This is a genomic window from Phyllobacterium phragmitis (assembly GCF_002980495.1).
GTDB lineage: Bacteria > Pseudomonadota > Alphaproteobacteria > Rhizobiales > Rhizobiaceae > Paramesorhizobium > Paramesorhizobium phragmitis.
The window spans coordinates 18,457-44,242 of the sequence record NZ_PVBR01000001.1; the positions used below are offsets into that span (position 1 = coordinate 18,457).

General features: G+C 60.8%; 26 protein-coding genes. 20 read left to right on the forward strand and 6 right to left on the reverse strand.

All coding sequences use genetic code 11. The annotated features are described in order from the left end of the window. Nucleotides 1–474 precede the first annotated feature (474 nt). From C5748_RS00100 to cydX, 12 genes are all read left to right on the forward strand, one after another. Nucleotides 475–3,399 (forward strand): monovalent cation/H+ antiporter subunit A, encoded by a 2,925-nt coding sequence (locus tag C5748_RS00100; RefSeq protein WP_105739917.1) that lies wholly within the window; start codon nucleotides 475–477, stop codon nucleotides 3,397–3,399. Continuing rightward, on the forward strand, nucleotides 3,399–3,740 hold the full coding sequence (locus C5748_RS00105) for a Na+/H+ antiporter subunit C (RefSeq protein WP_105739918.1): 342 nt from the start codon (nucleotides 3,399–3,401) through the stop codon (nucleotides 3,738–3,740). The genes C5748_RS00100 and C5748_RS00105 overlap by 1 nt, the downstream gene beginning before the upstream one ends. Beyond that, nucleotides 3,737–5,365, forward strand: a complete 1,629-nt coding sequence (locus tag C5748_RS00110; protein WP_105739919.1) for a monovalent cation/H+ antiporter subunit D — start codon at nucleotides 3,737–3,739, stop codon at nucleotides 5,363–5,365. Before C5748_RS00105 ends, C5748_RS00110 begins: the two co-directional genes overlap by 4 nt. Further along, entirely contained in the window at nucleotides 5,362–5,856 is a 495-nt protein-coding gene (locus tag C5748_RS00115) for a Na+/H+ antiporter subunit E (RefSeq protein WP_105739920.1), read from the forward strand. Before C5748_RS00110 ends, C5748_RS00115 begins: the two co-directional genes overlap by 4 nt. After that, a complete protein-coding gene (locus C5748_RS00120; RefSeq protein ID WP_105739921.1) occupies nucleotides 5,853–6,134 on the forward strand; it encodes a K+/H+ antiporter subunit F in 282 nt (93 codons plus the stop codon). Before C5748_RS00115 ends, C5748_RS00120 begins: the two co-directional genes overlap by 4 nt. Further along, nucleotides 6,131–6,484: a monovalent cation/H(+) antiporter subunit G gene (mnhG, locus tag C5748_RS00125; RefSeq protein ID WP_105739922.1), complete on the forward strand. Its 354-nt coding sequence runs from the start codon at nucleotides 6,131–6,133 to the stop codon at nucleotides 6,482–6,484. Before C5748_RS00120 ends, mnhG begins: the two co-directional genes overlap by 4 nt. 222 nt (nucleotides 6,485–6,706) lie before the next feature. After that, on the forward strand, nucleotides 6,707–7,291 hold the full coding sequence (locus C5748_RS00130; protein WP_105739923.1) for a GbsR/MarR family transcriptional regulator: 585 nt from the start codon (nucleotides 6,707–6,709) through the stop codon (nucleotides 7,289–7,291). A gap of 140 nt (nucleotides 7,292–7,431) precedes the next feature. Continuing rightward, the gene (gene cydD / locus C5748_RS00135) at nucleotides 7,432–9,165 is read left to right on the forward strand and encodes a thiol reductant ABC exporter subunit CydD (RefSeq protein WP_245428726.1); all 1,734 of its coding nucleotides are present in this window, start codon (nucleotides 7,432–7,434) and stop codon (nucleotides 9,163–9,165) included. Continuing rightward, the gene (gene cydC, locus C5748_RS00140; RefSeq protein ID WP_105739925.1) at nucleotides 9,162–10,850 is read left to right on the forward strand and encodes a thiol reductant ABC exporter subunit CydC; all 1,689 of its coding nucleotides are present in this window, start codon (nucleotides 9,162–9,164) and stop codon (nucleotides 10,848–10,850) included. The genes cydD and cydC overlap by 4 nt, the downstream gene beginning before the upstream one ends. A 79-nt stretch (nucleotides 10,851–10,929) precedes the next feature. Next, on the forward strand, nucleotides 10,930–12,507 hold the full coding sequence (locus C5748_RS00145; protein ID WP_105739926.1) for a cytochrome ubiquinol oxidase subunit I: 1,578 nt from the start codon (nucleotides 10,930–10,932) through the stop codon (nucleotides 12,505–12,507). A 5-nt stretch (nucleotides 12,508–12,512) separates the two neighbouring features. Beyond that, the gene (gene cydB, locus C5748_RS00150; RefSeq protein ID WP_105739927.1) at nucleotides 12,513–13,667 is read left to right on the forward strand and encodes a cytochrome d ubiquinol oxidase subunit II; all 1,155 of its coding nucleotides are present in this window, start codon (nucleotides 12,513–12,515) and stop codon (nucleotides 13,665–13,667) included. Between the two features lie 95 nt (nucleotides 13,668–13,762). Beyond that, on the forward strand, nucleotides 13,763–13,933 hold the full coding sequence (cydX, locus tag C5748_RS00155; RefSeq protein WP_105739928.1) for a cytochrome bd-I oxidase subunit CydX: 171 nt from the start codon (nucleotides 13,763–13,765) through the stop codon (nucleotides 13,931–13,933). Here cydX and C5748_RS00160 read toward each other — a convergent pair whose 3' ends face one another. Further along, complete coding sequence (locus C5748_RS00160) at nucleotides 13,934–14,515, reverse strand: invasion associated locus B family protein (RefSeq protein WP_158259788.1); 582 nt, start codon at nucleotides 14,513–14,515, stop codon at nucleotides 13,934–13,936. A 529-nt stretch (nucleotides 14,516–15,044) separates the two neighbouring features. Here C5748_RS00160 and C5748_RS00165 point away from each other — a divergent pair. Together C5748_RS00165 and C5748_RS00170 are read left to right on the forward strand one after the other, a co-directional pair. Beyond that, entirely contained in the window at nucleotides 15,045–15,989 is a 945-nt protein-coding gene (locus tag C5748_RS00165) for an AraC family transcriptional regulator (protein ID WP_158259789.1), read from the forward strand. A 156-nt stretch (nucleotides 15,990–16,145) separates the two neighbouring features. Then, nucleotides 16,146–16,826, forward strand: coding sequence for a glutathione S-transferase family protein (locus tag C5748_RS00170; RefSeq protein WP_158259790.1), 681 nt, complete (start codon nucleotides 16,146–16,148; stop codon nucleotides 16,824–16,826). On the opposite strand, the gene C5748_RS00175 is transcribed toward C5748_RS00170, so the two are convergent. Next, on the reverse strand, nucleotides 16,823–17,848 hold the full coding sequence (locus C5748_RS00175; protein WP_105739932.1) for a fatty acid desaturase: 1,026 nt from the start codon (nucleotides 17,846–17,848) through the stop codon (nucleotides 16,823–16,825). The two genes, C5748_RS00170 and C5748_RS00175, sit on opposite strands and share 4 nt — an antisense overlap. A 6-nt stretch (nucleotides 17,849–17,854) precedes the next feature. Further along, the gene (locus tag C5748_RS00180; RefSeq protein ID WP_199194667.1) at nucleotides 17,855–18,127 is read right to left on the reverse strand and encodes a DUF4167 domain-containing protein; all 273 of its coding nucleotides are present in this window, start codon (nucleotides 18,125–18,127) and stop codon (nucleotides 17,855–17,857) included. Nucleotides 18,128–18,556: 429 nt separating this feature from the next. Here C5748_RS00180 and C5748_RS27715 point away from each other — a divergent pair, with 429 nt between their 5' ends. Beyond that, complete coding sequence (locus C5748_RS27715) at nucleotides 18,557–19,153, forward strand: hypothetical protein (protein WP_146119452.1); 597 nt, start codon at nucleotides 18,557–18,559, stop codon at nucleotides 19,151–19,153. Nucleotides 19,154–19,181: 28 nt separating this feature from the next. On the opposite strand, the gene C5748_RS00185 is transcribed toward C5748_RS27715, so the two are convergent. Continuing rightward, nucleotides 19,182–19,385: a hypothetical protein gene (locus C5748_RS00185; protein WP_105739934.1), complete on the reverse strand. Its 204-nt coding sequence runs from the start codon at nucleotides 19,383–19,385 to the stop codon at nucleotides 19,182–19,184. Nucleotides 19,386–19,502: 117 nt separating this feature from the next. On the opposite strand from C5748_RS00185, the gene C5748_RS00190 reads away from it, so the two are divergent. From C5748_RS00190 to C5748_RS00205, 4 genes are read left to right on the forward strand one after another with little or no spacing between them, the layout of a single operon-like run. After that, complete coding sequence (locus C5748_RS00190) at nucleotides 19,503–20,987, forward strand: arylsulfotransferase family protein (protein ID WP_245428690.1); 1,485 nt, start codon at nucleotides 19,503–19,505, stop codon at nucleotides 20,985–20,987. Continuing rightward, nucleotides 20,984–21,253 (forward strand): hypothetical protein, encoded by a 270-nt coding sequence (locus tag C5748_RS00195; protein ID WP_105739935.1) that lies wholly within the window; start codon nucleotides 20,984–20,986, stop codon nucleotides 21,251–21,253. Before C5748_RS00190 ends, C5748_RS00195 begins: the two co-directional genes overlap by 4 nt. Nucleotides 21,254–21,265: 12 nt before the next feature. Beyond that, complete coding sequence (locus C5748_RS00200) at nucleotides 21,266–21,991, forward strand: hypothetical protein (RefSeq protein ID WP_105739936.1); 726 nt, start codon at nucleotides 21,266–21,268, stop codon at nucleotides 21,989–21,991. 10 nt (nucleotides 21,992–22,001) lie between these two features. After that, nucleotides 22,002–23,123 (forward strand): sulfotransferase family protein, encoded by a 1,122-nt coding sequence (locus C5748_RS00205; protein ID WP_245428692.1) that lies wholly within the window; start codon nucleotides 22,002–22,004, stop codon nucleotides 23,121–23,123. A gap of 397 nt (nucleotides 23,124–23,520) precedes the next feature. Here the strand turns inward: C5748_RS00205 and C5748_RS00215 are convergent, their stop codons facing one another. Then, nucleotides 23,521–23,667 carry a DUF1127 domain-containing protein gene (locus C5748_RS00215; protein ID WP_105739938.1) on the reverse strand — a complete coding sequence of 49 codons (147 nt, stop codon included), beginning with the start codon at nucleotides 23,665–23,667 and terminating at the stop codon, nucleotides 23,521–23,523. Between the two features lie 5 nt (nucleotides 23,668–23,672). Beyond that, on the reverse strand, nucleotides 23,673–24,227 hold the full coding sequence (locus C5748_RS27720; RefSeq protein ID WP_146119453.1) for a hypothetical protein: 555 nt from the start codon (nucleotides 24,225–24,227) through the stop codon (nucleotides 23,673–23,675). Between the two features lie 704 nt (nucleotides 24,228–24,931). On the opposite strand from C5748_RS27720, the gene efeU reads away from it, so the two are divergent. Continuing rightward, nucleotides 24,932–25,771: an iron uptake transporter permease EfeU gene (efeU, locus tag C5748_RS00225; RefSeq protein ID WP_105740264.1), complete on the forward strand. Its 840-nt coding sequence runs from the start codon at nucleotides 24,932–24,934 to the stop codon at nucleotides 25,769–25,771. Nucleotides 25,772–25,786: the final 15 nt, after the last annotated feature.

Sequence of the window (25,786 nt, forward strand, 5' to 3'; positions counted from 1 at the left end):
ATGAGAGGTGCTGCGCGTTTCGTTAGCACATTGCCTATGGATTGTGCATGGAATGACGAACCAAAAATGGCGGCTTGTTTGAAATATCTGCCCTGGGGCTGACGAGAGGTGGAGCTGGTGAGGCATGGATTCCTGTGCTTGTCACAGGAATCCATGCCTCACCGATGCCGCTGTTGCTACGGTTGGAATAGGGTGTTTGCCACCGTAAAGATTGAGGAACGCCTGAACTGGCATCTGCATCCCGAGACGGTAGGGACCAGTCAAATCCGCTCGAAGCAGGAGCGTCGGCAGATCGAAGAGATGCTGGCAGGAAATTTATAGCTGCCGCAAGCTGATGCGGCCTCTGGTATGTGCGGGAAAAGCCTGACATAAGCCCCTGAAAGATATTGCTGTATCGGCGCAGACAGCCATAATGTTGGCTCATGACGTTGGCAAAGCTGACGAGGTGGCATGGAAGAGAGGATGTGACGGCGGATGGAGATGGGCGGCGGAATGCTGATCTTGCTGATGCTCCTTCCTTTTGCCGGCAGCGTTCTTGTCGCTCTCTTCCGGTCAAACGCCCGCAATGTCGAAGCCTGGTTCGCCGGCGCGGTGGCCGTCGCGGGGCTGATCCTGGCCATCCTCCTCTATCCCTCCGTCGCCGATGGCGGCGTGGTGCGCAGCGAAATCCAGTGGCTGCCGGCCTATGGCCTCAATTTCACCCTGCGCATGGATGGCTTCGCCTGGATGTTCGCCATGCTGGTGACGGGCATCGGCCTGCTCGTCGTCGTCTATGCGCGCTATTACATGTCGTCAGAAGATTATTCGGTGCCGCGCTTCTTCTCGTTCTTTCTGGCCTTCATGGGCGCGATGCTCGGCATCGTGCTTTCGGGCAATCTGATCCTGCTCGTGGTCTTTTGGGAACTGACCGGCATCTTTTCGTTCCTGCTCATCGGCTATTGGTATCAGAACGCCAGCGCCCGTGACGGCGCGCGCATGGCGCTGACCGTCACCGGCATCGGCGGTCTGGGGCTTCTGGTCGGCGTGCTGCTTCTCGGCCATATCGTCGGCAGTTATGATCTCGACAAGGTGCTGGCCTCCGGCAACATCATCCGCCTGCATCCGCTTTACCTGCCGGCGATGCTTTTGATCCTGCTCGGCGCGCTGACGAAGAGCGCCCAGTTTCCGTTCCATTTCTGGCTCCCCAATGCGATGTCCGCGCCGACGCCCGTATCGGCCTATCTGCATTCCGCCACCATGGTGAAAGCCGGCGTATTCCTCTTGGCGCGATTCTGGCCGGTTTTCGCCGGCACGGAGGAATGGTTCTGGGTCGTCGGGGTCGCCGGTCTTTCGTCACTCGTCCTCGGCGCTTTTTTTGCGCTGTTCCAGCAGGATATGAAAGGCCTGCTCGCCTATTCGACGATCAGCCATCTCGGCCTCATCACGGTTCTTCTCAGCCTTGGCAGCCCGCTTGCCGCCGTCGCTGCGATCTTCCACATGATGAACCACGCCACCTTCAAGGCATCGCTGTTCATGGCCGCCGGCGTCATCGATCACGAGACGGGCACGCGCGACATGCGCCGCCTGAGCGGGCTTTTCCGCTACATGCCGTTCACGGCGACGCTTGCCATGGTGGCAAGCGCGGCGATGGCCGGCGTGCCGCTGCTCAACGGCTTCATCTCCAAGGAGATGTTCTTTGCCGAAACCGTCGAAACCCATCTCAAATCCACCCTCGACACCGTCACACCCTATCTGGCGGTCGTCGCGGGCCTCCTCAGCGTCGCCTATTCGCTCCGCTTCATCCATAGCGTCTTCTTCGGGCCGCCACCGCGCGATCTGCCCCGCGAGCCGCACGAGCCGCCGCAGTGGATGCGCTTTCCCATCGAATTCCTGGTGCTTGCCTGCCTTGTCGTCGGCATCGTGCCGGGCCTCACCGTCGGTCCTTATCTGCATGCGGCGGTCGTCGGCGTTCTCGGTCCCGAAACGCCGCCATACAGCCTCGCCGTCTGGCACGGCTTTACCGTGCCGCTACTGATGAGCGCCGTAGCGCTGGCAGGCGGTGTATTGCTTTATTTCATGCTCAGGAATTATCTTGCGACGAGCCAGGAGGGGCCTCCTTATATCAGGCATATCGCCGGCAATCGCATTTTCGAGCGCATCCTGGTCACGCTGTCCTGGCGCTGGGCCCGTCTTGCCGAAGCCTTTCTTGGAACGCGCCGCCTCCAGCCGCAATTGCGGCTTCTGGTACTGATTGCGCTGATCGCCGGAAGCCTGCCTCTTTATCGCGCAGGCGCTGCCGCCGGCATCCTGCCGACGATCCCCGTCGACCCGGTATTCGCGTTCATCTGGCTGCTCGGCGCCATCTGCGCCGTGGGGGCGGCAGTTCGCGCCAAGTTCCATCGGCTGTCGGCGCTGATCCTGCTTGGCGGCGCGGGCCTCGTCACCTGCATCACCTTCGCCTGGCTTTCCGCGCCCGATCTCGCCCTCACGCAACTGCTGGTCGAGATCGTGACGACCGTCCTCATCCTGCTCGGCCTGCGCTGGCTGCCGAAACGTCGGGACGATCCGGATCCGATGTCGGTGGGAACCCGTGCCCGCATCAGGCGCTACCGCGATCTTGCCCTGGCGGTTGCCGGCGGTGTCGGCATGTCTTTTCTCGCCTATATGATGATGACACGTCCGGCGACGCGCACGCTTGGCGATTATTTCCTGAGATATGCCTATACGGAAGGCGGCGGCAGGAATGTCGTCAATGTCATTCTGGTCGATTTCCGTGGCTTCGATACGTTCGGCGAAATCGCGGTGCTCGGTGTGGTGAGCCTCAGCGCTTTTGCGCTTCTGCGCCGCTTCCGCCCTGCCGCCGACAATGTCGAGCAGCCCCACCAGCAGAAGATCCAGGACGCTTATGACGAGGCCCGGCCGGATCGCCAGACAGGCGATACGCTGAGCGATTATCTCTCGGTGCCTTCCGTCATCATGCATTGGCTTTTCCCGGTGATCATCGTCCTCGCCGTCCATCTGTTCCTGCGCGGGCATGACCTGCCGGGCGGCGGTTTCGCGGCGGGCGTTGCGCTGGCCATCGCCTTCATCCTGCAATATCTGGCGGCGGGCACGCGCTGGGTCGAGGACCGCCTTCGCATATTGCCGCTGCGCTGGATCGGCGTCGGCCTTCTCTCAGCCGCACTCACCGGCATGGGATCGTGGCTTTTCGGCTATCCCTTCCTCACCTCGCACTCGCAATATGCCGATCTGCCGTTGATCGGTAAAATTCCGTTGGCGAGCGCGCTGCTGTTCGATCTGGGCGTGTTCCTGCTCGTCGTCGGCGCGACGGTCCTGGTGCTGATCGCGCTTGCCCACCAATCGATACGCAGCCACCGGACCGATCGGTTCGTGGCGACATTGCCGAAGGAGGATGCGTGATGGAACTGGTGCTTTCGCTCGCCATCGGGATCATGACCGCATCGGGCATCTGGCTCCTGCTGCGGCCCCGGACCTTTCAGGTCATCATCGGCCTGTCGCTCATCTCCTACGCCGTCAATCTGTTCATCTTCTCCATGGGGCGGCTGAGGATGAATGCGACGCCGGTGCTCACCAGCGCCGGCGTCGGCGAGCCGGCCCTCTATGATGATCCGCTGCCGCAGGCCCTGGTGCTGACGGCGATCGTCATCGGCTTCGCCATGACGGCGCTTTTCCTCGTGGTCCTGCTCGCTTCGCGCGGGCTGACCGGAACCGATCATGTCGATGGCAGGGAGAGGCGATGACGGCGAACTGGCTGCATCATCTGATCGTCGCACCCATCGTGCTGCCGCTGCTGGCGGGCGCATTCGTGCTGCTTTTCGATGAGCGCCGGCGGGTCCTCAAAGCGACGATCAGCCTCGCCTCCGCCGTCCTTCTCCTGGGCGTTGCCGTGACGCTCATGAGCGTTGCGGATGCCGCCGCCCCGGCGGCGGACGTCTATCTCCTCGGCAATTGGCCGGCGCCCTTCGGCATCGTTCTGGTGCTCGACCGGCTGTCGGCATTGATGCTGGTGCTGACCAGCATCCTCGCCATCGCCTCGCTGGTCTTTGCCACGGCGCGCTGGCAGCGGGCAGGGCCGCATTTCCACACCATTTTCCAGATATTGCTGATGGGACTGAACGGGGCGTTCCTCACCGGCGATCTCTTCAACCTGTTCGTGTTCTTCGAAGTGACGCTTGCCGCATCCTACGGCCTCGTCCTGCACGGTTCGGGGCCGCTCCGCGTCAAGGCGGGCTTGCATTATATCGCCGTCAACCTGGCCGCATCCTCGCTGTTCCTCATCGGCGTCAGCCTGCTTTACGGCGTTACCGGAACGCTCAACATGGCCGACCTTGCGCAGCGTATTCCGATGATTGCGCCCGAAGACCGGATGCTGCTCGAGGCCGGCGCGGCGATCCTCGGCGTGGCCTTCCTGGTCAAGGCCGGCATGTGGCCGCTGAGTTTCTGGCTGCCGCCGGCCTATAGCGCCGCTGCCGCGCCCGTGGCGGCGATCTTCGCCATTTTGAGCAAGGTCGGCATCTATATCCTGCTGCGGCTGTCCCTGCTGTTTTTCGGCAATGGCGCCGGCGCATCGTCCGGCTTCGGCAATGAATGGCTGCTCATGGGCGGCATGGCGACGATGACTTTCGGCCTCATCGGCGTGCTGGCATCGCAGGCGATGGGCCGTCTTGCCGGCTATAGCGTGCTCGTTTCATCAGGGACGCTGCTCGCCGCGATCGGCATGGGCAATGCCGGAATAACCGGTGGCGCGCTGTTCTACATGGTCAGTTCGACGCTGACGATATCGGCGTTTTTCCTTCTGATCGAACTGGTCGAACGTGGCCAGGATACCGCGGCCAACGTTCTCGCCGTGACGATGGAAGCCTATGGCGATGAATATGAGGATGCCGTCGATGAGGAAGTCGGCCTCGCCATCCCGGGGACGCTCGCCATTCTCGGCGCCTGCTTCGCCATCTGCGGCATTTTGCTGACCGGCCTGCCGCCATTTTCGGGCTTTGTCGCCAAGTTCCTGCTGATCGCCTCGATCTTCAATCCCGCCGGCCTCGGCGATCCCGCGCCGATATCCGCGACGAGCTGGATATTGGTGGCGCTGATCGTCCTGTCCGGCCTCGCGGCGATGATCGCCATGACCCGCACCGGCATCCGCACCTTCTGGGCCTCGCTCGAAGGCAAGGTGCCGCGCGTTCTTGTCATCGAACTCGTGCCCGTCGTCGGTCTCCTGCTGCTCTGCCTGGTGCTGACGATCCAGGCGGGACCGGCAATGCGCTACATGCAGGCGACGGCACAATCGCTGCACGCGCCGCAAGATTATATCCGTAGCGTCCTGGCGGCACCGCGGGTGAGGCCGGAGGGGGAGGCAAGCCGATGACGCGCCTTCTTCCATATCCGCTCATGGCGCTCGCGCTGCTGATCATGTGGCTGCTGCTCAACGGCACGTCGGCAGGCCAGCTCCTGCTCGGCGCGGTCATCGCCATTCTCGCCACATGGGCCATGCGGTCGCTCGGTCCGTCGAAGCCGCGCATCAGGCGCTGGCGCGTCATCCCGGTTCTTTTTGCGCGGGTCTTCGTCGACGTCATCGGATCCAATATCGATGCCGCGCGCATCATCCTCGCCAGAGGCGGAAGAACCCAGCCGGACCTTGTGCATGTCCCGCTCACGCTGCGCGACCGGACCGGCCTTGCAGTGCTGGCCTGTATCCTCACCTCCATGCCGGGAACGGCGTGGGTCGAGTATAATGCCGCCAGTGGCGAACTGCTCATGCATGTGCTCGATGTGGAAGCGGAGCAGAATTGGCGCGATCTGGTCAAGGAGCGCTATGAACGGCCGCTCATGGAAATATTTGGGGAGACATCCGAATGAGTGTGGTCATTCTGTTCTGGTCGCTTCTGATCGCTCAATTGCTGCTCTGCGCGGCGATGACGCTTGCCGTCTTCAGGCTCATTCGCGGCCCGCGCGCGCAGGATCGCATCCTCGCTATCGATGTGGTCTATGTGATCGCCATGCTCCTGCTCGTGACCCTCGGCATTCGGACCGGAAGTTCTCTTTATTTCGAGGCAGCGCTTGTCATCGGGCTTCTCGGCTTCGTCGCCACGCTGGCGCTCGCCAAATTCCTCATGCGTGGGGAGGTGATCGAATGATGAATGCTGCCGGACTGCCCCTGTGGGCGGCGCTGTTGACGAGCTTCTTCCTGCTGCTCGGCGCCACCGTCACCCTGATCGGCTGCATCGGCCTCATACGTTTCAAGACGTTTTATGAGCGTATCCACGCCCCGACCATGGGCACGAGCTGGGGAATGGGCGCAATCGTGCTCGCCTCGATCATCTTCTTCACGGTCCTCGGTTCGAGGCCTGTCCTGCATGAAGTGCTGATCGGCATCTTCGTCACCGTGACCACGCCGGTGCCGCTGATGCTCCTGTCGCGGGCAGCGCTCTATCGCGACCGGACCGATGACAGCCGCAAACTGCCGGGGTCGGGCGATAAGGGCTGATTGCGCGCCGGCGCTGCGACACCCCCTCTGCCCTCCTGAGCTTGTCGAAGGGCGGGCAGAGGGGGGTGTGAAGAAGCGAACCACACCTCTCAATTTCCGACATCCTGCGACCGAATGTCCGCCTCGCTGCCGCTTGTTCCAATTCGGCTTGATCCAAGACAATTCCGGATGTATTGAATTTTCAGAAATTACTGAAACTTCGGAAACCAATAGAAGCTCATCATGGAACTTCCTCCCATCGCTCAATCCTTCGTGCTTCACTTCGGTGAGATGGGCAGCCGCTGGGGCATCAACCGCACGGTCGGCCAGATCTATGCGCTTCTCTATGTCTCGCCGGAGCCGCTTTGCGCCGATCATATCGTCGAGGCGCTGGGCATTTCGCGCTCCAACGTATCGATGAGCCTGCGCGAATTGCAGGGCTGGAACCTCGTGGTGCTGAAACATCTGCCGGATGACCGGCGGGATTTCTTCACCACACCCGACGATGTCTGGCAAATCCTGCGCACGCTCGCCGAAGAGCGCAAGAAGCGCGAGATCGATCCGACCATGACGGTGTTGCGCGAGATCCTGATGCAGCATCCCGCCAGCGACGCCGAGCGCTATGCGCAAAGCCGCATGGGCGACATGTACGGGCTCATCGAGCAGCTGACCAACTGGTACGACGACGTGAAGCAACTCGATACCGACCGGCTGGCGACCCTGCTGGCGCTTGGGGCAAAAGTCACCCGGCTTCTGGAGACGAAGGACAGGATCGTCTCCTTCGGCAGGGGACGGCAGCCTCGCAAGAAGGACGGGGATGACGAGTGAACGTGATCGTCACCAGCGGCTTCGCGCGGTCTCGCCGCAAGGTGGCCGCTGACGTCCCGGCCGATGCGGGCGCAGCGTCGGCAGCGCACGTAAATTCCTTACCCGAATCGTCTCCCAAGACGAGTGCCAGAGCAGGCGCGGTGCTGCAGGTCGGCGCCGCTCTGCTCTGGCTGCCGCAGGCCGCGCTTCTCGCTTATGCGCTGGGCATCGTCACGGATGATGGCGCAATGCGGCAGGTGATCTGGATCGCCGCCGCCATCTTCGGCATCGGCATTTCACGCGCCGCACTGGATGCCGCCGGAAGCAGGCTCGCATTCAAGGCCGCCCGTCAGACGCTCTCATCCATGCGGGAGCGGGCGATTGCCGCCCTCGGCCGGCGTTCCCCCTTCGACAGCGACCGTCCCGCCTCGGGTTTCGCCGCCAGCGTCATTGCCGAACAGGCGGAGGCGGTCGTTCCCTATCTCGCCCGGTTCCAGCCGGTTCGCCTGCGCGTCACCGCCGTGCCGCTCGTCATCCTGGGCGTGGTCTTCTGGTACTCATGGGCCGCGGCGCTGGTTCTCATGCTTGCCGCACCGCTCATCCCGATCTTCATGGCGCTGATCGGCTGGCGGGCGAAGGCGGCGAGCGAGGCGCAGCTTGCCGAGCTCGGCGGCATGAACGGCTTCCTGCTCGACCGCCTGCGCGGCCTTGCCACCATCCGCGCCTTCGATGCCGTCGATCTCACCGCACACCGCTTGCGCGACAATGCCGAAGCGCTGCGCCGTCGCACGATGGCCGTCCTGCGCATCGCCTTCCTGTCATCAGCGGTGCTCGAACTCTTTTCCGCCCTCGGCGTCGCCATGGTCGCCGTCTATGTCGGCTTCCATCTCCTCGGCCAGCTCGATTTCGGCGCATGGGGCGTCAAGCTTTCGCTGGCGCAAGGCTTCTTCATCCTGCTGCTGGCTCCGGCCTTTTTCGAGCCGCTGCGCGATCTCTCGGCGGTCTGGCACGACCGCGCCGCCGGCGAGGCGGCGATGAAGGCGCTGGAGACACTTTCGCAAGGCAGCGCGCTGATGGTTGGTGCAGGAATGAAGATTGGCCCCGAAAACCCGTACCCTCGTCCTTCGAGGCTCCGCTTCGCTCCGCACCTCAGGATGAGGGTACGGGAGCCGGCCCTCCATGATCCTCATCCTGAGGTGCGAGCGAAGCGAGCCTCGAAGGACGAGGATCATGGAGATGCTCTCGAACTCTCCAACCTACGCTTCCGCCATGCCGGCAACGGCGATTGGCTGCTCGATGGCTTCAGCCTCTCCGTTGCACCAGGCGAGCATATCGCTCTGTTCGGCCCGAGCGGCTGCGGCAAGTCGAGCCTGCTGTCGCTGATCGCCGGCCTCGTTGCTGCGGAGCACGGCCGCATCGTGATCGGCGATGTGCCGCTCACCGACGAAACGGCGGCGGATTTGCGCGGCCGCATGGCATGGGTGGGACAGAAGCCGCATATCTTCGCCGGTTCCGCCGAGGCGAATGTCACGCTCGGGCGAGGCGGCAGGGATAAGGCGCGGGTCGATGCAGCGCTTAGCCTCGCAGCACTCGGCGATATCGAATCGGTGCAGGGCGGCGCGATGCTCGGTGAAGACGGCATCGGCCTTTCCGGCGGCGAGGCGCTGCGTCTTGCGCTGGCGCGTGCCGCGTTCAATACCGATGCCGGCATCATCCTGGCCGACGAACCCACCGCGCATCTCGACAGCCGCACGGCGGCAAGAATCACGAAAAGCCTCCTCGCGCTGGCCGAGGGAAAGATACTGATCGTCGCCACCCATGATCGGGCGCTTGCCGCGCGCATGGACCGGGTGATCATGTTCGATGCCGAAAACATCAAGAGGACCGCGCGATGAGCACGCTGCGCCATCTCCGCCCGATCCTGGCGCTGTTCCTGGCCGAGCGCCGCGGCCTGATGTTCTCAGGCATGGCTCTCGCCGCGGCCACGGTCCTGGCCGGTATCGCGCTGCTCGGGCTCTCCGGCTGGTTCATCACCGCCACCGCCATTGCCGGGCTTTCCGCGGCGACGGCGCTCGTTTTCGACGTTTTTGCGCCTGCGGCCGGCATCCGCTTTCTGGCGATGGCGCGGACCGGCGCTCGCTATGGCGAACGGCTCGTCACGCATGATGCGACGCTCGCCGTGCTCTCGGCCTTGCGCGAAAAACTGTTTCGCAGCTGGGCCGGGCCAGGTGCGGCGCATGACCTGCTGATGCGGCCGGCGCGCCTGCTGTTCCGCCTGACCGCCGATATCGACGCGCTGGACACGCTTTATCTCAGGGTCCTGGTGCCGGCTGGCGCAGCACTCGCCGCCGCCCTTGCCGCCGGTATCGTCTTCTCTTTGATGTCGCCGCTTCTCGGCCTGGCCGTCGCCCTCCTGCTTCTCGCGGCGGGGCTTGGGCTGCCGGTCCTCGCGGCCAGTGCCGCGACAAAGCCCATGCGCCGTCGCGCCAAGGCGGTGGAGGCGCTGCGCGCCCGCACCATCGATCTCGTCGCCGGTCAGACCGAACTCGTCATGGCGGGACGCCTGCATGCGAAAGCCGGCGCGATCGCCCATGCCGACCGCCGCCTTGCCGAAGCCGACGATGCGCTGAACCGGATCGATACGGGGCTGGCTGCGGCGTTCGGGTCGGCGGGCGCGTTGTTGCTCGCCGGCGCGCTCGTCGCCGTGACCATGCTGGCTCAATCAGGCATTATCGGTGCGCCGGTCGCCGCCCTCGGCCTGCTCGTCGCCCTGTCCGCGATGGAACCCTTCGCAGCCTTGCGGCGTGGCGCGATGGAACTGGGCCGTACAGCGCTAGCCGCGCAAAGGCTGACGCCGCGCCTTACCGTGACCGATGAACCGATTTCCGGCCAGGTGCGGGAAGCGGGAAGGGCGGCGCGTCTCATTTCCGTGACCGCCTGTCACCACGGAACGGAAAAACCGGTACTTTTCGATATCTCCCTCGATCTTCGTTCCGGGGAAAAACTCGCTCTTGTCGGAACGAGTGGTGCCGGAAAATCCACGACCCTGGCCGTGCTCGCCGGCGAAATCGCGCCGCGATCCGGCACGGTTGAAGCGATGGCGGCAACGCTCCTGACGCAACGCACCGAGCTTTTCCAGGACAGTGTGCGCGAAAATCTCCGCCTCGCCAATGCCGCCGCCGACGATGCGGCGCTGTGGCAGGCGTTGGAGGATGCCGGTCTCGCCCAGACCATCGCGGCGATGCCCGATGGCCTCGATGCCCGGTTGGGCGAGGGCGGGCTCGGCCTCTCCGGCGGCCAGTCCCGCCGCCTGGCGCTGGCGCGGCTTTTCCTGCGCGACACGCCGCTCTGGCTGCTCGACGAGCCGACCGAAGGGCTCGACGCGGCCACGGCAGGCGATGTCCTGCGCCGCTTGGAGCGAAAGGCCGTGGGCCGGACGCTGGTGATCGCCACGCATACGCAACGCGAAGCCGTGCTCGCCGACCGCGTGATCGTGCTGGACCGGGGGCGGATCGTCGAAACAGCCGGAAAGGCCGAACCCGGCTTCGCGCGCATTGTCTCAGGCCTGCGGGAAGGATGAACCCGCAGGTTCCGGCCCATGCCTGATGGCATCGGGCGGGTAGATTAAAAAGGAGCGCCGGGGAGCCGGTGAAATATCGATGGAATTTGACATTGTCACACTGTCACGTCTGCAATTCGCGATAACCGCGCTCTATCACTTCCTGTTCGTGCCGCTGACGCTCGGCCTTTCGGTCCTGCTGGCCATCATGGAAACCGTCTATGTCATGACGGGGCGCCTGATCTGGCGTCAGATGACCAAGTTCTGGGGCACGTTGTTCGGCATCAATTTCGCCATAGGCGTCGCCACCGGCCTCGTCATGGAATTCCAGTTCGGCATGAACTGGAGCTATTACAGCCATTATGTCGGGGATATCTTCGGCGCTCCGCTCGCCATCGAAGGGCTGATGGCCTTCTTCCTCGAGGCGACCTTCGTCGGCCTGTTCTTCTTCGGCTGGGACAAGCTGTCCAAGCTCGGCCATCTCGTCGCCACCTATTGCGTCGCCGCCGGCTCGAATTTCTCCGCCCTGTGGATCCTGATCGCCAATGGCTGGATGCAGAACCCGGTGGGATCGGCCTTCAACCCGCAGACCATGCGCATGGAGATCACCGATTTCTTCGCCGTGCTGATGAACCCCGTCGCGCAGGCGAAATTCGTCCACACGGTTTCGGCGGGCTATGTCACGGCTTCGATCTTCGTGCTCGGCGTATCCGCCTGGTATCTCCTGAAGGGCCGCTCCACCGAACTGGCGAAGCGATCCATGACGGTCGCCGCCTCCTTCGGCCTCGCCGCCTCGCTGTCGGTGGTCGTGCTCGGCGATGAAAGCGGCTATCTCTCCACCGAACACCAGAAGATGAAGCTGGCGGCGATCGAAGGCATGTGGAACACCGAGCCTGCGCCCGCCGCCTTCACCGCGTTCGGCTTTCCCGATCAGGAGGCGCGCGAGACGCATTATGCCGTGCATATCCCCATCCTCATGGGTCTGATCGGCACGCGCTCGCTGACGACCGAGATTCCCGGCATCAACGAACTCGTCGCAAGTGCCGAGGATCACATCCGCAAGGGCATCGTCGCTTATGATGCGCTGCAAAAGATCCGCGCCGCGGGCAGCGAGGCGGCGGTTCCCGCCGAGGCACGCACGGCTTTCGAGGCCAACGGCGAATGGCTCGGCTATGCGCTTCTCCTGAAGCGCTATGTCGATGATCCGCGCACCGCGACGGAGGCGCAGATCGTCGCCGCCGCCAATGATACGGTGCCGGGCGTGCTGCCGCTCTTCTGGGCTTTCCGCATCATGGTCGGGCTCGGCTTCTTCTTCATCCTTTTGACCACGACCTTCTTCCTGCTTTCGGCACGCCGTAGGCTCGACCATTATCCGTGGCTTTTGCGGGTGGCGGTTCTCGCCATTCCACTGCCGTGGGTCGCGGCCGAGATGGGCTGGATCGTCGCGGAGTTCGGCCGTCAGCCCTGGATCATCGAAGGTGTGCTGCCGACGGCGGCGGCGGTCTCCGATCTCGGCGCGACGACCGTGCTCGGCACCATCGTCGGCTTCGTGATCCTCTATACGGTTCTGTTCATCGTCGAGATGATGCTGATGGTCCGCGCCATAAAACAAGGTCCCGAGCCGGATACCGACCCTGAAGCGATCCTCGCTTCACCCATCATCGCACCGGCGGAGTAAGAGACATGATCCTCAGCGAATTGATCGACTATGGAACCCTGCGCCTGATCTGGTGGGTTCTCCTCGGCGTGCTCCTCATCGGCTTCGCCGCTCTCGACGGCTTCGATCTCGGTGTCGGCATGCTCCTGCCGTTCATCGGCAGGAGCGATGTCGAGCGCCGCGTCGTCATCAATACGATCGGCCCGGTATGGGAGGGCAATCAGGTCTGGCTGGTCGTCGGCGGCGGCGCCATCTTCGCCGCATGGCCGCCGCTTTATGCGGTGTCGTTCTCCGGCTTCTATCTCGCCATGTTCGCCATTCTCGCGGCGCTGATCCTGCGTCCGGTCGGGTTCAAATACCGCAGCAAGCGCGAGGACCCGCGCTGGCGCTCGACCTGGGACTGGGCGCTGTTCACGGGCGGCTTCGTCCCGGCGCTGATTTTCGGCGTTGCCGTCGGCAATGTGCTGCAGGGGGTGCCGTTCCGCTTCGCCGACGACATGCGCATCTTCTACGAGGGTTCGTTCTTCGGCCTGCTCAATCCCTTCGCACTGCTTTGCGGCCTCCTGTCGGTCTCCATGCTGGTCATGCATGGCAGCGCCTGGCTCGCGCTCAAGACGGACGGCAAGGTGGCGTGGCGGGCGCGGCGTTACGGCGGCATTGCAGCGCTTCTCACCCTTGTGCTCTATGCGGCGGCCGGCGCGGTGCTCTGGGCCTATATCGGCGGCTACCGCATCACCAGCGCGATCGATCCCGCCGGTCCGTCCAATCCGCTTTTGAAGACGGTCGTGACCGAGAGCGGCGCCTGGTTTGCCAATTATGCCGCCTATCCCTGGTTGCTGATCGCGCCGGTGCTCGGCATCCTTGGCACGCTGGCGACCTTTTTCGGCCTGCGCAGCAAGGCGGAAATCCTGCCGCTCCTGACGGGGAAAATCGCCATCTTCGGCATTATCTCCTCGGTCGGCGTCTCGATGTTCCCGTTCATCCTGCCCTCATCGATCGATCTGAGATCGAGCCTGACCGTGTGGGATTCATCCTCCAGCCATCTGACGCTCTTCATCATGCTGGTGGTCACCGCAATCTTCCTGCCCATCATCGTCGCCTATACCAGCTGGGTCTACCACGTGCTGTGGGGCAAGGTGGACGAGGCCGGTGTGACGGACAAGAGCAGCCATTCTTATTGAGGCAGTAGGGCGGTAGGGGAATGGGGCAATATGTTTATTGCCCCTTCTCTCGATACATACTGCCTTATTGCCCTGAATTACAAAGGAGATCGAATATGTGGTACTTTTCCTGGCTTCTCGGTCTGCCCCTGGCAGTCGCCTTCGCCGTTCTCAATGCCATGTGGTACGAGTTGATGGACGACCGGGCCCGGCAAGGATCCGGTTCCCGCCCGGTCCCGGGAGATCGACGCTTTCCGGGACCGGGCGTTAAAGCGAAATCCCGCTGATCAGGACTTGCTGAGCGCGGCGAGCCGCGCCGATGCGGCGCCGAAGCCCTTCAGGGAGATGCTGCCGGTCACGTCCTGGCCGCCGTTGAACGCGATCATGCTGATGACCGCCTGATTTCCTTTGGCCAGCGTGGCCAGCGCCTTGCTGTCGAAGGAGAGCGGCGCGATGCAGCCCTGCGGCAGGCATGTGCTGATGCTGGCCTTGCTCAGATCGGTATCGTCGACCTTGATCTGAACGCCTTTCGTCAGATCGAGCCCGAAGGGCAGGACCAGCGTCGAGGAGGAGACGCCGGTCTTCGCATCGGGAGCGCCGAGCGCGATCATCAGAACCCTTTGGCCCGTCTTGCCGTCGACCTGCTCCTGCGTCATCTGGCAGTTGCGCTTCTGCGCGTCGTTCTGGGTGGACGTCTGGCAATTGACCCGCCAGTCCCCGAAAGTCTCGGAAAGCGCGCTTGGAGCCTCGTTTTGCGCCGGAGCGGGGCTGGCAAGCAGAGGCGCGGCGCCGACGGCTGCAACAAGCGCGAAGGCCATGGAGGCGACGGTGCCGTGTTTCTTGTGGCGCGGCTCAATAAGTATAGTCATGTTTTTCCCTGCCAATTCTGATTCTATAAAATGAATTTTGAATATTCTTATCTGTAAATGATAGAGGATCAAGGTGTCGTCTGCGTATATATCCCGCATTTTTTCTTTCATCGGAGCGGCTGTACCGGTGATGGCTGCCGCTGACCGGTGATCGGACGCGATATGAGCGCTGCATGGTTTCACTCAGTATCGAAGATTTCATAAAAGACCTGAATCGTCAATCTTTAGTTGCAATTAACAGATTTTCATTAACCAAATAGTTGCATCAAGGCAATAATCAGTGATAGTGATGATTCAACAATAATAATAATTACCAGTTGCGTCCCCGGTTAGACCAGCGTTGGATTTGGGCAGTCGCGTCTGCTCTGTGGGGCGAAGTGTTCTTGATTGGGCGCTTCGTGGCGACGGGAGATGTTTGCCTGCCAAGAATGGGAAGGATTATCGTCAAGATAATTATTCATAGCAAATGAAGAAATTATTGAGCGAAAGCAAAACCTTATTTTCAACGGCAGCTTATGGATATCACACAATGAATACGATCATTCTCAACAACAGGCAGGCTTTTCCTGCAGACGACGGTAGTACCGCTTTATTTCCGGAATTTCCCGGAGAACGTTTGACGGCTCTCAATGGTGCGCTGATCTATGCGGTTTCCCCGCCGGGAGCGGCCATGTTTCGTCCCGCAGCGCCTCTTGCCACGGTGGTTCTGTCGGCAGTCCGCGATCTGGAATGGTCGCTGGGTGCCGGAGCCACCCCCGGGGGCAGGCATGTCTTCGATGCGCCGGCGGGCATGGTTCTGGTCTTCCCGGCGGGAAGCGAATCCATGCTTCGCTGGCCGGTCGCCAAGGAAAGCATATCGGTGACGCTTTCCCCTGACAGGCTGGAGGGGCTGAAGGATCTGTCGGCCGAGCTTCAAGGGGCCGAGCCGTTCTCCATCGCCTGTCGCAATGTCGATCCGAAATGCCTGCAGGTGGCGCATCTCCTGCGTGGCGAGCTGCAGAAGCAGACGCCCGTCAACGAGCGCTATGTGGATGCATTGATGACCGTGGTCGCGACGCTTCTGCTGCGCAGTCAGGTGGAAAAGCGTGGCGAGAAGAAGGAGACAGGCGGGCTGTCCTATCAGGCTTCCCGCCGCATAGAGGCATATCTCAGGGAAAACTTCTGTTCCAAGATCTCCATCGCCGAGATGGCGGCGCAGGTCGGCATCTCGCCCGGCCATTTCCTCACCTCCTTCAGGGAGAGCTTTGGCCAGACGCCGCATCAATATCTCCTCGCGCTCAGGCTGAACGAGGCTGAGAAACATCTGCGCGAGAGCGATATACCGCTTTCCAGCATCGCCGAGATGATCGGCTTTTCCAGCCAGAGCCACATGACCACGGCGCTGAAGAAGAACAAGTCCGCAACCCCCGGCGAGATCCGCAGGCGGCGGCTTTTCTCGAAGCCGGCCGGGCATGGCATGCAGATGGCGAAATAGGGCAGTTGTCCAAAAAAAATGCCGGGCGCATCCCTCGACGTGCCCGGCATGATCATCTGATGGTTTTGTAACAAATAAAGTTGCATGATGGCAGCTTTGGCTCTATCATGTAACTTTCGAGGTACCATGAGTTTGTTGCAGATCCAGGAGCCCCCCGTGAAGCTGTATAATTTTCCTTGGGGCCCATACCCCCGCCGTCTCACGCTATATCTTACCGAAAAGGGTATCGCCGACATCGAGCTGATCGAAGTGGAGTTCCCGCATCAGCCTGAATTATGGCCCGAGGATTTCCTTCTGAAACTGAGCCCGGCGCATTCCTTGCCCATTCTTGATACAGGCAATGGGATCTTGATCGGCCAGTCCATTGCGATTCTCGAATATCTGGAGGAGCGCTATCCCTCGCCGAATATGCTTGGTGAGACATCAGAGGAGCGTGCACGGACGCGTGAGCTCGTGGCCATCTTTGACGAGGCCACAAGCTTCTTCGGCTTGTGGGCGCGACAGGGAAGTCGCGTGAACGCTGAACGCCACACGCCAAATGCTGAGGCGGCCTCGATCGGAGCCGAGCGATTTGCGAGCAAGCTTCGTGTGGGAGAGGCGAAGTTCGTGGGCCCCTTCATCAACGGCAGCAAGCTGACGATTGCGGATTGCGTCGCGATGGCCCTGATTGAGTTCGCAGATCAATTCTACGGCGTACCGGTGCCGGCTGATTGCGGGAAGCTCGCCGAGTGGTATTCGCGGCTCTCGAACAGGGAAACCATGCGATCTCCCCGGTATCCGCAAGACATGCTGAGCCTGGCATACGGATTACCGGAGCAGACGCAGATTTTTCTCTAGGCCAGCGCGCGTGCCTCGCGAAACGAGATCAGGCGCTTGTCCCGTTCATCCCACAGCACGAGCTTCACGCAGCGCAGGCTTTCCAGGATGGTGATGCGGCCGATATCACGCAACTCGGGGTAATCCCTGAGCACTTCGGGAAGCCGGTAATAGGGAACCCTGCTCGACAGATGATGCACATGATGGATGCCGATATTGCCGGTCAGCCATTGCAGCGCGCCCGGCAGATCGTAAAAGGACGAGCCGTGCAGGGCGGATTGCTGGAACTGCCATTCGGCTCCCTCCGACCACTGCGTGTCCTCGAACTGGTGCTGGACGTAGAACAGCCAGATACCGGCAGCGCTCGCCAGGAGCACGATCGGCAGGTGCACCAGAAGGAACGGGACGACGCCGATCATCCAGATCAGCCCGGCTGCCAGGACGATGATCGCCAGATTGGTCGCCATCGTCGAGATCCACGGCTTCACGCCTGAACGCATCATGCCGAAAGGCAGCCGCTGCTTGAGCAGGAAAACCCAGACCGGTCCGATGACGAACATGACGATCGGGTTGCGGTAAAGCCGGTATTGGAACCGCCCCCAGCGCGACAAGGCGCGATATTCGCTGACGGTCAGCGTCGTGATGTCGCCGACGCCGCGCTCGTCGAGATTGCCGGCCGAGGCGTGATGAATGGCATGGGCGCGCTTCCAGTAATCGTAAGGCGTAAGCGTTAAGACGCCGAGCGCCCGGCCGATCCAGTCATCCGTCGGGCGATGGGCGAAAAACGAGCCATGGCCGCAATCGTGCTGGATCATGAACAGCCGAAGCAGGAAGCCCGCCGCCGGAATGGTCAACAATAGACCCCACCAGAAGCCGTAATGGACGGCGACGCCGGAAAGCGCCCAAAAAGCGGCGAACGGGATGATCGTCACCGCCAGTTCGAATGCGCTGCGCCCGCGATGGGGCTGCCGGTAATTGGCGAGGATCTTGAGCCAGGACCGATGATCGATGGTGGCTGCGGACGCGGGGAAAACAGCGTTCATATACGGTTACAGTCCTGTTGGTGTCGGGCGCTCGGCAGCGCCGGCGGAGCGGAAATAATGTTCTGCATGCTGGTAATAGTTCTCCGCCTCGACATGATTGCCGTTCAAGGCTTCAGCACGCGCCAATTCAGTATAGCGTTCGTACTGATTTTGCGCACCCTGAGTTTTCCGCGAGCGCGGCGCCTGTTGCGTGGAGCGGGAGCCGGATCGCGGCGCCTGTTTTGTTTGCCCCTGTGTGGTTTGATGGTCTTTCATGGTCGTTTTCAAGCCGTTATGCACGGCCTACTCCTTTGATTTGGTCTTGAGCGAAGCGAGATGCCGATATTCTGATCGACATTCGAGAAGCGCATTCGCTGAATGGGAAATAAATTGCCGATCCGATCGCCGGCGTCTCGATGGCGCGATCATGCAGCACCGCATACGCGCTTTCATAAGCGGGCGCGACCATTCGGGGTTCAGGCCATTCGTGGGTTCAGGCATGGATCCGGATCGGGCTTCTGTTCGGGTTTTGCGGGCCATCCCTGAGTCGCATCATGTTCTGAAACCGTCCATGGCGAACCTGCCACGGATACGCACCGTTATGGGATGACGGTCAATCTGGAGCGGGATGAGGAAAGCTGTGAAGCGGTTTTTCACCCGCATCCCGTTCATAAATAATGTGAGGATTACGCTCAAGGCTCGATCAACCCCACAGAGAACGAGCCGAACATGGCGTTCACAGGCATTTATATATGCGTACATTTGCGTGATTACAAGCAAACTTTCGCCGACGCGCCCGGTTTCGGGGCTGGCGAGATTGAGAACAAGTTGCAGTTTAGACCTTGGAGCCTTTCACTTTCAGGTGGAAACGATGCGCTCAGGCGTTCCTCAATCTTGACGGTGGCAACCATATTCCAACCGTGGCAACAGCGGCATCGTCGAGGCATGGATTCCTGTGCCCGGGCCTGTGCTTGTCACAGGAATCCATGCCTCACCATTTCCACCATTCCAACGATGCAGGACAGGTTAGGCGATGCCGTTCAATTGGGAACCGCTCTACCGCGCCAAACGCTTTCGGATATCGCCCGCTTCTGCTCAGTGCATCCGGTTCTCGGCATGCTTGTTCCTCAGCCCGTCATAACTGCGCTCCAGCGGAAGCGTCGGCTGGGGCTGCTCTCGAAGCGCGTTCGGCACCTGCTGGCCCTGACCGTCTGCCCTGACCGCCTGAATGTCAGGAAGCCAAACGGAGCGGGGGCGGTTATTGTTCCGGCTAATTTTGCAGTCGGGCGGGCCTGGAAATCCGCCGGATCAACGGCTTTTGTCTGAGGCTGCGATCACCAATGCTCACAATGCGTTACAGGCTGAAGCAAAATATGGCTTCGAGCGTCACGAAGCCGCCCTCAACCCATGCAGATGTAAAAGAAATGAGGTCTGGCTTCCTTGTTGTGAAGCTGGAACTTCGGGATGGGATATGCGCCGGATCATTGCATTCGCCGATCCGATTTTGTTTTGCGGTGGCGCCCTGCGGCACGCAGACATGGCCATTGATCTGCGCCACCCGCTCACAGATCCAAGCAATCCCCCTCGGGGATCAGCATACGGCGACGTCGCATGGAACCAATCCGGCGTCATCGGACTTTAGGCAAAGGAAACAATCACTTCGGAAAAACTTGCCATGCAAATGGACAATGAGACCCCCCAGAAGCGTCAGCCGAAGCCGGAACAGATGGAAGATGAACCCTCGTCCTGGCTGGATAGGTTTCTGCGAATAGTCAGCGTTACGGCATGTGGGCTGCTGCTGTTCGTTGCCGGTGCGATCGTCACCACCGGCGAGATATTTCCAGGACCGCAGATCGCAGCCGCCTATGAGGGCGGAAGAGCGCTCTACGATAAGATCGTCAACTACCAGAACGTCTACAACACCGACCTTTGGTACCCGCAGCGTTCCAATAAACGGGGCGTCACGGCTTATCTCCCCGGCAAAGCTCAGGAAGGGCTGACGCTCTATACCTCGGGCGACGGACCGGCGGCCTATCTCATCGATATGAAAGGCAGGATCGTGCACCAATGGCGTCGGCCGTTCAGCACCCTCTGGCCGAACGGGCCGCGCGGCAAGCTGTGGCAGGCCGGCGCCCAGACCGTATCGAAGCCGCAGCCCGACCCGTTCGTCTATTTCCGCCATGCGCACGTCTTTCCCAATGGCGATCTGCTGGCATTATACGAGGGGGCGGGCGACACCCCCTATGGCTATGGCCTGGCCAAACTCGACAAGAACTCGAATGTGATCTGGAGCTATGCCGGGCGTGCCCACCATCAGTTCGATATCGGGCCCGACGGCAAGATCTATGTGCTGACGCATGAATATTCCAAGGAGAGGGTGAAGCCTTACGGCCATCTCAAGCCGCCGCGCCTCGATGATTATCTCGTCATCCTGTCGCCCGACGGTAAGGAACTGGAAAAGATCCACCTGATGAAGGCGTTGGGCGCGTCGCCCTATCGTCAATTGGGTTATTCGGTATCGAGTTTTTCGGTCGCCGAACCGCTGCACGCCAATGCCGTCAAATATATCACCAGCGAGATGGCCGCCAATTTCGCCTTCGCTAGGGAAGGCCAGATCCTGCTTTCCTTCCGTGATCTCGGCACGGGAACGGTCGCGGTTCTCGATCCGGGCACCAAGCAGATCAGCTGGGCCACCAACGGCCCATGGATCGGCCAGCACGACCCGGACATCCTGGCCAACGGCAACATTCTTCTGTTCGACAATTTCGGCAATTTCCATCGGCCGGAGGGACAGACGCGGATATTGGAGTTCAATCCGCGCACGATGGAAACCGTCTGGCAATATGCCGGAACCGCTGACCATCCGCTGGAAAGCCCGATCCGCGGTGAACAGCAGCGTCTCGCCAACGGCAACACGCTGATCGACGAATCGACTGCCGGCCGGCTTGTCGAGGTGACGCGGGATGGAGAAATCGTCTGGGAATTCCTCAATCCGGCGCGTGGCGGCGATGACGGCGACAAGATCGCGATCTTCGGCTGGGCTCAAAGGCTATCGCCCTCCGATATCGATCCCGCAATGTTGGAGAAGCCAGGCCCGACAAAGCAGCCAGACAAGAAACAGCAAGACAAAAAACAGCCAGATAAGGAGACACGGACATGAAGAAACGCCTTGCTCTCATCACAGTTCTCGTCACGCTATTCGCTCCTACCGCCGCGTTCGCCTATGTCGGGCCGGGCGCCGGCCTCAGTCTTCTCGGCGCGCTATGGGCGTTGTTGGTAGCGATCGTAACCGCCCTCTTCTTCGTCGTCGCATGGCCGATCCGCAAGATGATGCGCAACCGGCGCAGGAGGCTCGCCACCCGGGATGCTGCAGGTGCCGACGACACGCTTGCAAGCGTAGCCGGATCACCGCGACAGGAAAAATAGCGGGGCTTCCGCATGTTGGGACTTCTGGACCTGCCTTCGCCTGCGCTGTCACTGATCGACGGATTGCTGACGCGGTTCCTTCCGCCGATCGGAAGGATCGTGCTGTGGGCCGCAATCGGCGCAATCGTATCGATGGAGCTCTATCGGCTCTTGTCGCCGCAGGCGCAGATCTCCCGGATCAAGCAGGACCTCCTCCGCGTCCAGCAGCAGCTGAACGATTTCGACGGTCCGTTCGAGGAGGCGTGGAAATACATCAGGCGCATGCTCTCGCTCGCCTCGCGCCGTGTTCTCATCGTCTTTCCGGCCACGCTCATCGCATCATTGCCGGTGCTGATCCTGATCATCTGGACCGACGCGCATTATGGCAAGAGCTTCCCGCCGCCGGGCCAGGCGATCGCCGTCCAGATTGGCGGCGATTATCGGGGCCGCTGGGTCGATACCGGCAACGGAGCCGCGCCCAAGGCGGAGGTGATGGATGCAGCCGGGCGCCAAATCGCCGAAGTCGCGGTGCCGAAACCCATCAGGACCGTGCATAAGCTGCGCTGGTGGAACATCCTTATCGGCAATCCGGCCGGCTATCTGCCCGATGATGCACCGTTCGACTGGGTGGATTTCGCTTTGCCGCAGCAGCAGTTTTTCTCCTCCGGGCCAGAGTGGCTGCGCGGCTGGGAACCGATCTTCTTCGCATCCCTCCTTTTCTTTGCAATGACATTGAAGATCGTCCGCCAGATAGATTGAGAGCGACAACATGGACCAGACGGTAAAGCAGTCGGCACATATACCAGTCCGCATGGAAGTCGATCCGTGGACGGATAAGGTCGGTGGTCTCCTTGAGCGTTTTCCCCGCCTGTTGATCAAGACGGGCGATTTCGAAACGCGTGTGCTGGGCGAGCGTCTGGCCGATATCGCCATCGACCGGCCGGTCTATATCGCCGGTCTGGCGCGTTCGGGCAGCACCATCCTCCTGGAACTCCTCGCCCGCCACCCTGAGGCCGCCACCCACCGCTATCGCGATTTTCCGCTGCTGCCGGTGCCCTGGGCCTGGAACTGGTTCGTCGACCGCGCCGGCAGGAGCGATCGGCAGGCCACGGAACGCGCCCACCGCGACGGCATCATCGTCACGCCTGAAAGCCCTGAGGCGTTCGAGGAAGTGCTCTGGAATGCCTTTTTCACAAGCCTGCACGAGCGGCGGGCAAGCGCGGTGCTCGACCGGACCACGATGCATCCGCGTTTCGAGGCGTTTTATCGCGATCATATCCGCAAGCTTCTGGCTTTGCGCCGGGGGAGGCGCTACATCTCGAAAGGCAATTACAATGTCACGCGCATCGCCTATCTCAAAAAGATCCTGCCCGATGCGCGCTTCATCGTGCCCGTCAGGGATCCGGTCTGGCACATCGCCTCGCTTGTGAAGCAACACCGTCTTTTCCTGACCGCCGCGGCGCAGGATGAGCGCGTCAGGCGCCATATGCGGCGCAGCGGCCATTTCGAGTTCGGGCCGGATCGGCGGGCCATCAACACCGCTTCCCACGGCATGGTCGCCCGCGCGGATATCCATTGGGAAGAGGGCGAGGAAATCGCCGGCTGGGCGGCGCAATGGGCCGATGTCTATGGCCATGTCGCCGATCTGATGGAGGATGGCGAAGCCGCCGATGCCGTGAAGATCGTGCGCTACGAGGATTTCTGCGCCGATCCCGGGCCGACATTTACGGCCGTCCTGGAACATTGCGGACTGGAGCCGGCGGGCCTGGTCGAGATTGCTCAAACCACGATCAGCCCGCCCACCTATTACGAGCCGTCCTTCACCGAGGCCGAACGCGATGAGATCCGCCGCATCACATCGGATGTGGCGAGCCGGTTCGGGTATGATTGATCGCGATCAGGCTCAATCGCCCTTCACACCGAACTCTTTGGCCGTTTCTTCGAATTCGTCGTTCTTGGCGGGATTTCTGAGTCGAAACACGCGCAAAAGCCGCGATGGCACAAGGATTATGCGGAAGCATTCAAGGCATTCGTGGAGGAATGATCCCACTGCTAATTTCATCCTTAAATCGGAATCGATTTAAGGATGAAATTATGCAGCATTTAAAAGTGTTAGAGCGTCCTTTGCGCGTCCAATTGGACGCGCGGCGCTCTAAAAAACAACACCCGCCGCGGGAGGAGGTGCGGCGGGTGCTATTTGTAAAGACCGGCTGGGAGGAGGAGGTGCCGGTCTTTTATCGCGGGGGTCTGGGAGGAGGAGTGACCCCGACGATATCTGTAAAACTTGATTAGCGCGTGACTGCCTTACGGGCGACGTAAGGGATTTCGGCGGGGAGGATGCCGAGATCGTTCAGTTCGCGGGCCGACAGGCGGCTCAGTTCGTTCACGGTAGCGCGGTAGCGGCGCCAGTTGCTGTAGGAGCGGATCAGGTTCATTTTTCTCACCTAGACACATTATTTGTTCTTGTTACGAACAGCATATAGTCCCGCACTGCAAAAAGGTGCAGAGACAAATTTGCATGGCTGCATTGCAGGAAACGCTTGGATCTATCTGTTTTTGGGCTTGTTTTTGCCATCTTCGGCCAGCCGCATTCCATTTTTGCAGTGCAATAAGGTTGCCGCGGCAATGGCCGCCCGAAATTGCCATGGTCATCCGCTGGAAATTGCCTTGATTGCGGCTCGGAAGCGGTGGGAAAACGAAACACTTCAAGGCAAAAAAAGAGCCGGACTTGTGAAAGCCCGGCTTCAAGTTGTGAAGGTGCCCATTGGGCAAAACCTCCAGAGGGGAACACTTGCCGCGCGCAATGGGAGGAGACGCGCCTGCAAGTGATACTGATATGGATGAGCGCTTCGCCGTCTTCAAGCCCTGTGCCGAAAAATTCCGACCGCGCCGACAACAATTTTTGCCAGCGCGATCCGCCGCGCCGGTCGTCGCTGCCGGGGTATGAACCTCTGCGCGCCCATAAGCGCGATATGAAAAGAAGAAACGCATTCATGCGCAATGCTTCTGATCATATTCGGATGCCGTCAACAAAATTGAAGCCGAATATCAGGAATTTCCATTGGTTGATTTAATGTAATATGAAGTGTAACCTTCAATTTTCATTATATTTTTCATCGATATCAAAAGTATAGCCGTGATATTTGCTTATATAGGATTGAAATAGGTTCCATATAAGACGTATTTATTCGCACGGAGATAATTTAGATGAGTTTTAGAGCGGTTCCTGTTTTGATGGAATCGTCCAGCCTTACCATTCTGCACCGCCGGTGCGGTGGAGATGGCGAGGCATGGATTCCTGTGACAAGCACAGGAATGACGGAAGTGGTGATGATTTCGTTCCTATGACAACCGTTCTACGGACGGAAACGTCTGCAATTGGCCGCCAACAACCAAACTCCCGTCATTCCTGTGCTCGTCACAGGAATCCATGCCTCACCGGTGCCGCTGTTGCTACGGTTGGAATAGGGTGGTTACACCGTAAAGCATAAAGAGTGAGGAACGCCTGAACGCATCGTTTCCACCTGACGGTGAACTGTTCTAAATCTCATCAATTTTGCCCATTTCATGCAATTTTCTTGCAGGCCCAATCCGCGTCCGCTAAAAGGTGACAAATTCGCGAAGGGTTAACACACGCAAAGCAGATAATTGCATCAGCCGGTCGGGGTCTTGGCCGCCGCGGCCACCGGATGGATCGATATGCTCGTACCTTTTCTGATCATGCTGCGCGAGGGCGTCGAAGCCGCGCTCATCGTCGGCATCATCGCAAGCTATCTCAAGCAGACCGGGCGCGGCGCCTGGATGCCGGTGGTCTGGATCGGCATTCTGCTTGCGCTGGCGCTGTCGCTTGCCGTCGGTGCTGCACTGCAGTTCGCCAGCGCCGAATTTCCGCAAAAGGCGCAGGAGCTTTTTGAAGCGGTGATCGGCCTCGTCGCGGTATGTGTGCTGACCTCGATGGTGTTCTGGATGCGCAAGGCGGCCCGTTCGATCAAGGCCGAGCTGCATCACTCCATCGATGCGACGTTCGAGACCTCCGCCAACAAGGGACTGGGCCTGATCCTCATGGTGTTTTTCGCCGTCGCGCGTGAAGGATTAGAGTCGGTTTTCTTCCTCTTGGCGGCTTTCCAGCAGAGCCAGGGAATGGCGGCGCCGCTCGGTGCGCTTTTAGGCGTGCTGGTCGCCATCGCCATCGGTTATGGCATCTATATCGGCGGGCTGAAGCTCAATCTGCGCCGCTTCTTCCGCTGGACCGGGGTCTTCATCCTTTTCGTCGCCGCCGGCATTCTCGCCAATTCCGTCAAGGCGCTGCATGAGGCGGGCATCTGGAACCATTGGCAGACGGTCGTCTTCGACATGAGCAATGTCCTGCCGCTCGACAGCCCGCTCGGCGCGCTTCTCTCCGGCATGTTCGGCTATATCGACACGCCGACGATCAGCGAAATCCTGGCCTATGTGGCGTTCATCGTTCCAGCGCTCTTCCTCTTCCTGTCGCCCCCGGCAGGCAGGCCATCGACCATAAGCGCAAAGCAGGGTTCATAGGAAAGGTTCTGGCCG

Bases quoted from the DNA above. Each gene is read 5' to 3' on its own strand.
- cydB (WP_105739927.1), top strand. From the start codon at position 12,513: ATGATCCTCAGCGAATTGATCGACTATGGAACCCTGCGCCTGATCTGG.
- mnhG (WP_105739922.1), top strand. From the start codon at position 6,131: ATGATGAATGCTGCCGGACTGCCCCTGTGGGCGGCGCTGTTGACGAGC.
- C5748_RS00190 (WP_245428690.1), top strand. From the start codon at position 19,503: ATGCAAATGGACAATGAGACCCCCCAGAAGCGTCAGCCGAAGCCGGAA.
- C5748_RS00105 (WP_105739918.1), top strand. From the start codon at position 3,399: ATGGAACTGGTGCTTTCGCTCGCCATCGGGATCATGACCGCATCGGGC.
- C5748_RS00160 (WP_158259788.1), bottom strand. From the start codon at position 14,515: ATGACTATACTTATTGAGCCGCGCCACAAGAAACACGGCACCGTCGCC.
- C5748_RS00195 (WP_105739935.1), top strand. From the start codon at position 20,984: ATGAAGAAACGCCTTGCTCTCATCACAGTTCTCGTCACGCTATTCGCT.
- C5748_RS00145 (WP_105739926.1), top strand. From the start codon at position 10,930: ATGGAATTTGACATTGTCACACTGTCACGTCTGCAATTCGCGATAACC.
- cydC (WP_105739925.1), top strand. From the start codon at position 9,162: ATGAGCACGCTGCGCCATCTCCGCCCGATCCTGGCGCTGTTCCTGGCC.
- C5748_RS00100 (WP_105739917.1), top strand. From the start codon at position 475: ATGGAGATGGGCGGCGGAATGCTGATCTTGCTGATGCTCCTTCCTTTT.
- C5748_RS00120 (WP_105739921.1), top strand. From the start codon at position 5,853: ATGAGTGTGGTCATTCTGTTCTGGTCGCTTCTGATCGCTCAATTGCTG.
- C5748_RS27720 (WP_146119453.1), bottom strand. From the start codon at position 24,227: ATGAATGCGTTTCTTCTTTTCATATCGCGCTTATGGGCGCGCAGAGGT.
- C5748_RS00215 (WP_105739938.1), bottom strand. From the start codon at position 23,667: ATGAACCTGATCCGCTCCTACAGCAACTGGCGCCGCTACCGCGCTACC.
- C5748_RS00205 (WP_245428692.1), top strand. From the start codon at position 22,002: ATGGACCAGACGGTAAAGCAGTCGGCACATATACCAGTCCGCATGGAA.
- C5748_RS00200 (WP_105739936.1), top strand. From the start codon at position 21,266: ATGTTGGGACTTCTGGACCTGCCTTCGCCTGCGCTGTCACTGATCGAC.
- efeU (WP_105740264.1), top strand. From the start codon at position 24,932: ATGCTCGTACCTTTTCTGATCATGCTGCGCGAGGGCGTCGAAGCCGCG.
- C5748_RS00175 (WP_105739932.1), bottom strand. From the start codon at position 17,848: ATGAACGCTGTTTTCCCCGCGTCCGCAGCCACCATCGATCATCGGTCC.
- C5748_RS00115 (WP_105739920.1), top strand. From the start codon at position 5,362: ATGACGCGCCTTCTTCCATATCCGCTCATGGCGCTCGCGCTGCTGATC.
- cydX (WP_105739928.1), top strand. From the start codon at position 13,763: ATGTGGTACTTTTCCTGGCTTCTCGGTCTGCCCCTGGCAGTCGCCTTC.
- C5748_RS00110 (WP_105739919.1), top strand. From the start codon at position 3,737: ATGACGGCGAACTGGCTGCATCATCTGATCGTCGCACCCATCGTGCTG.
- C5748_RS00130 (WP_105739923.1), top strand. From the start codon at position 6,707: ATGGAACTTCCTCCCATCGCTCAATCCTTCGTGCTTCACTTCGGTGAG.
- C5748_RS27715 (WP_146119452.1), top strand. From the start codon at position 18,557: ATGGCGTTCACAGGCATTTATATATGCGTACATTTGCGTGATTACAAG.
- C5748_RS00165 (WP_158259789.1), top strand. From the start codon at position 15,045: ATGAATACGATCATTCTCAACAACAGGCAGGCTTTTCCTGCAGACGAC.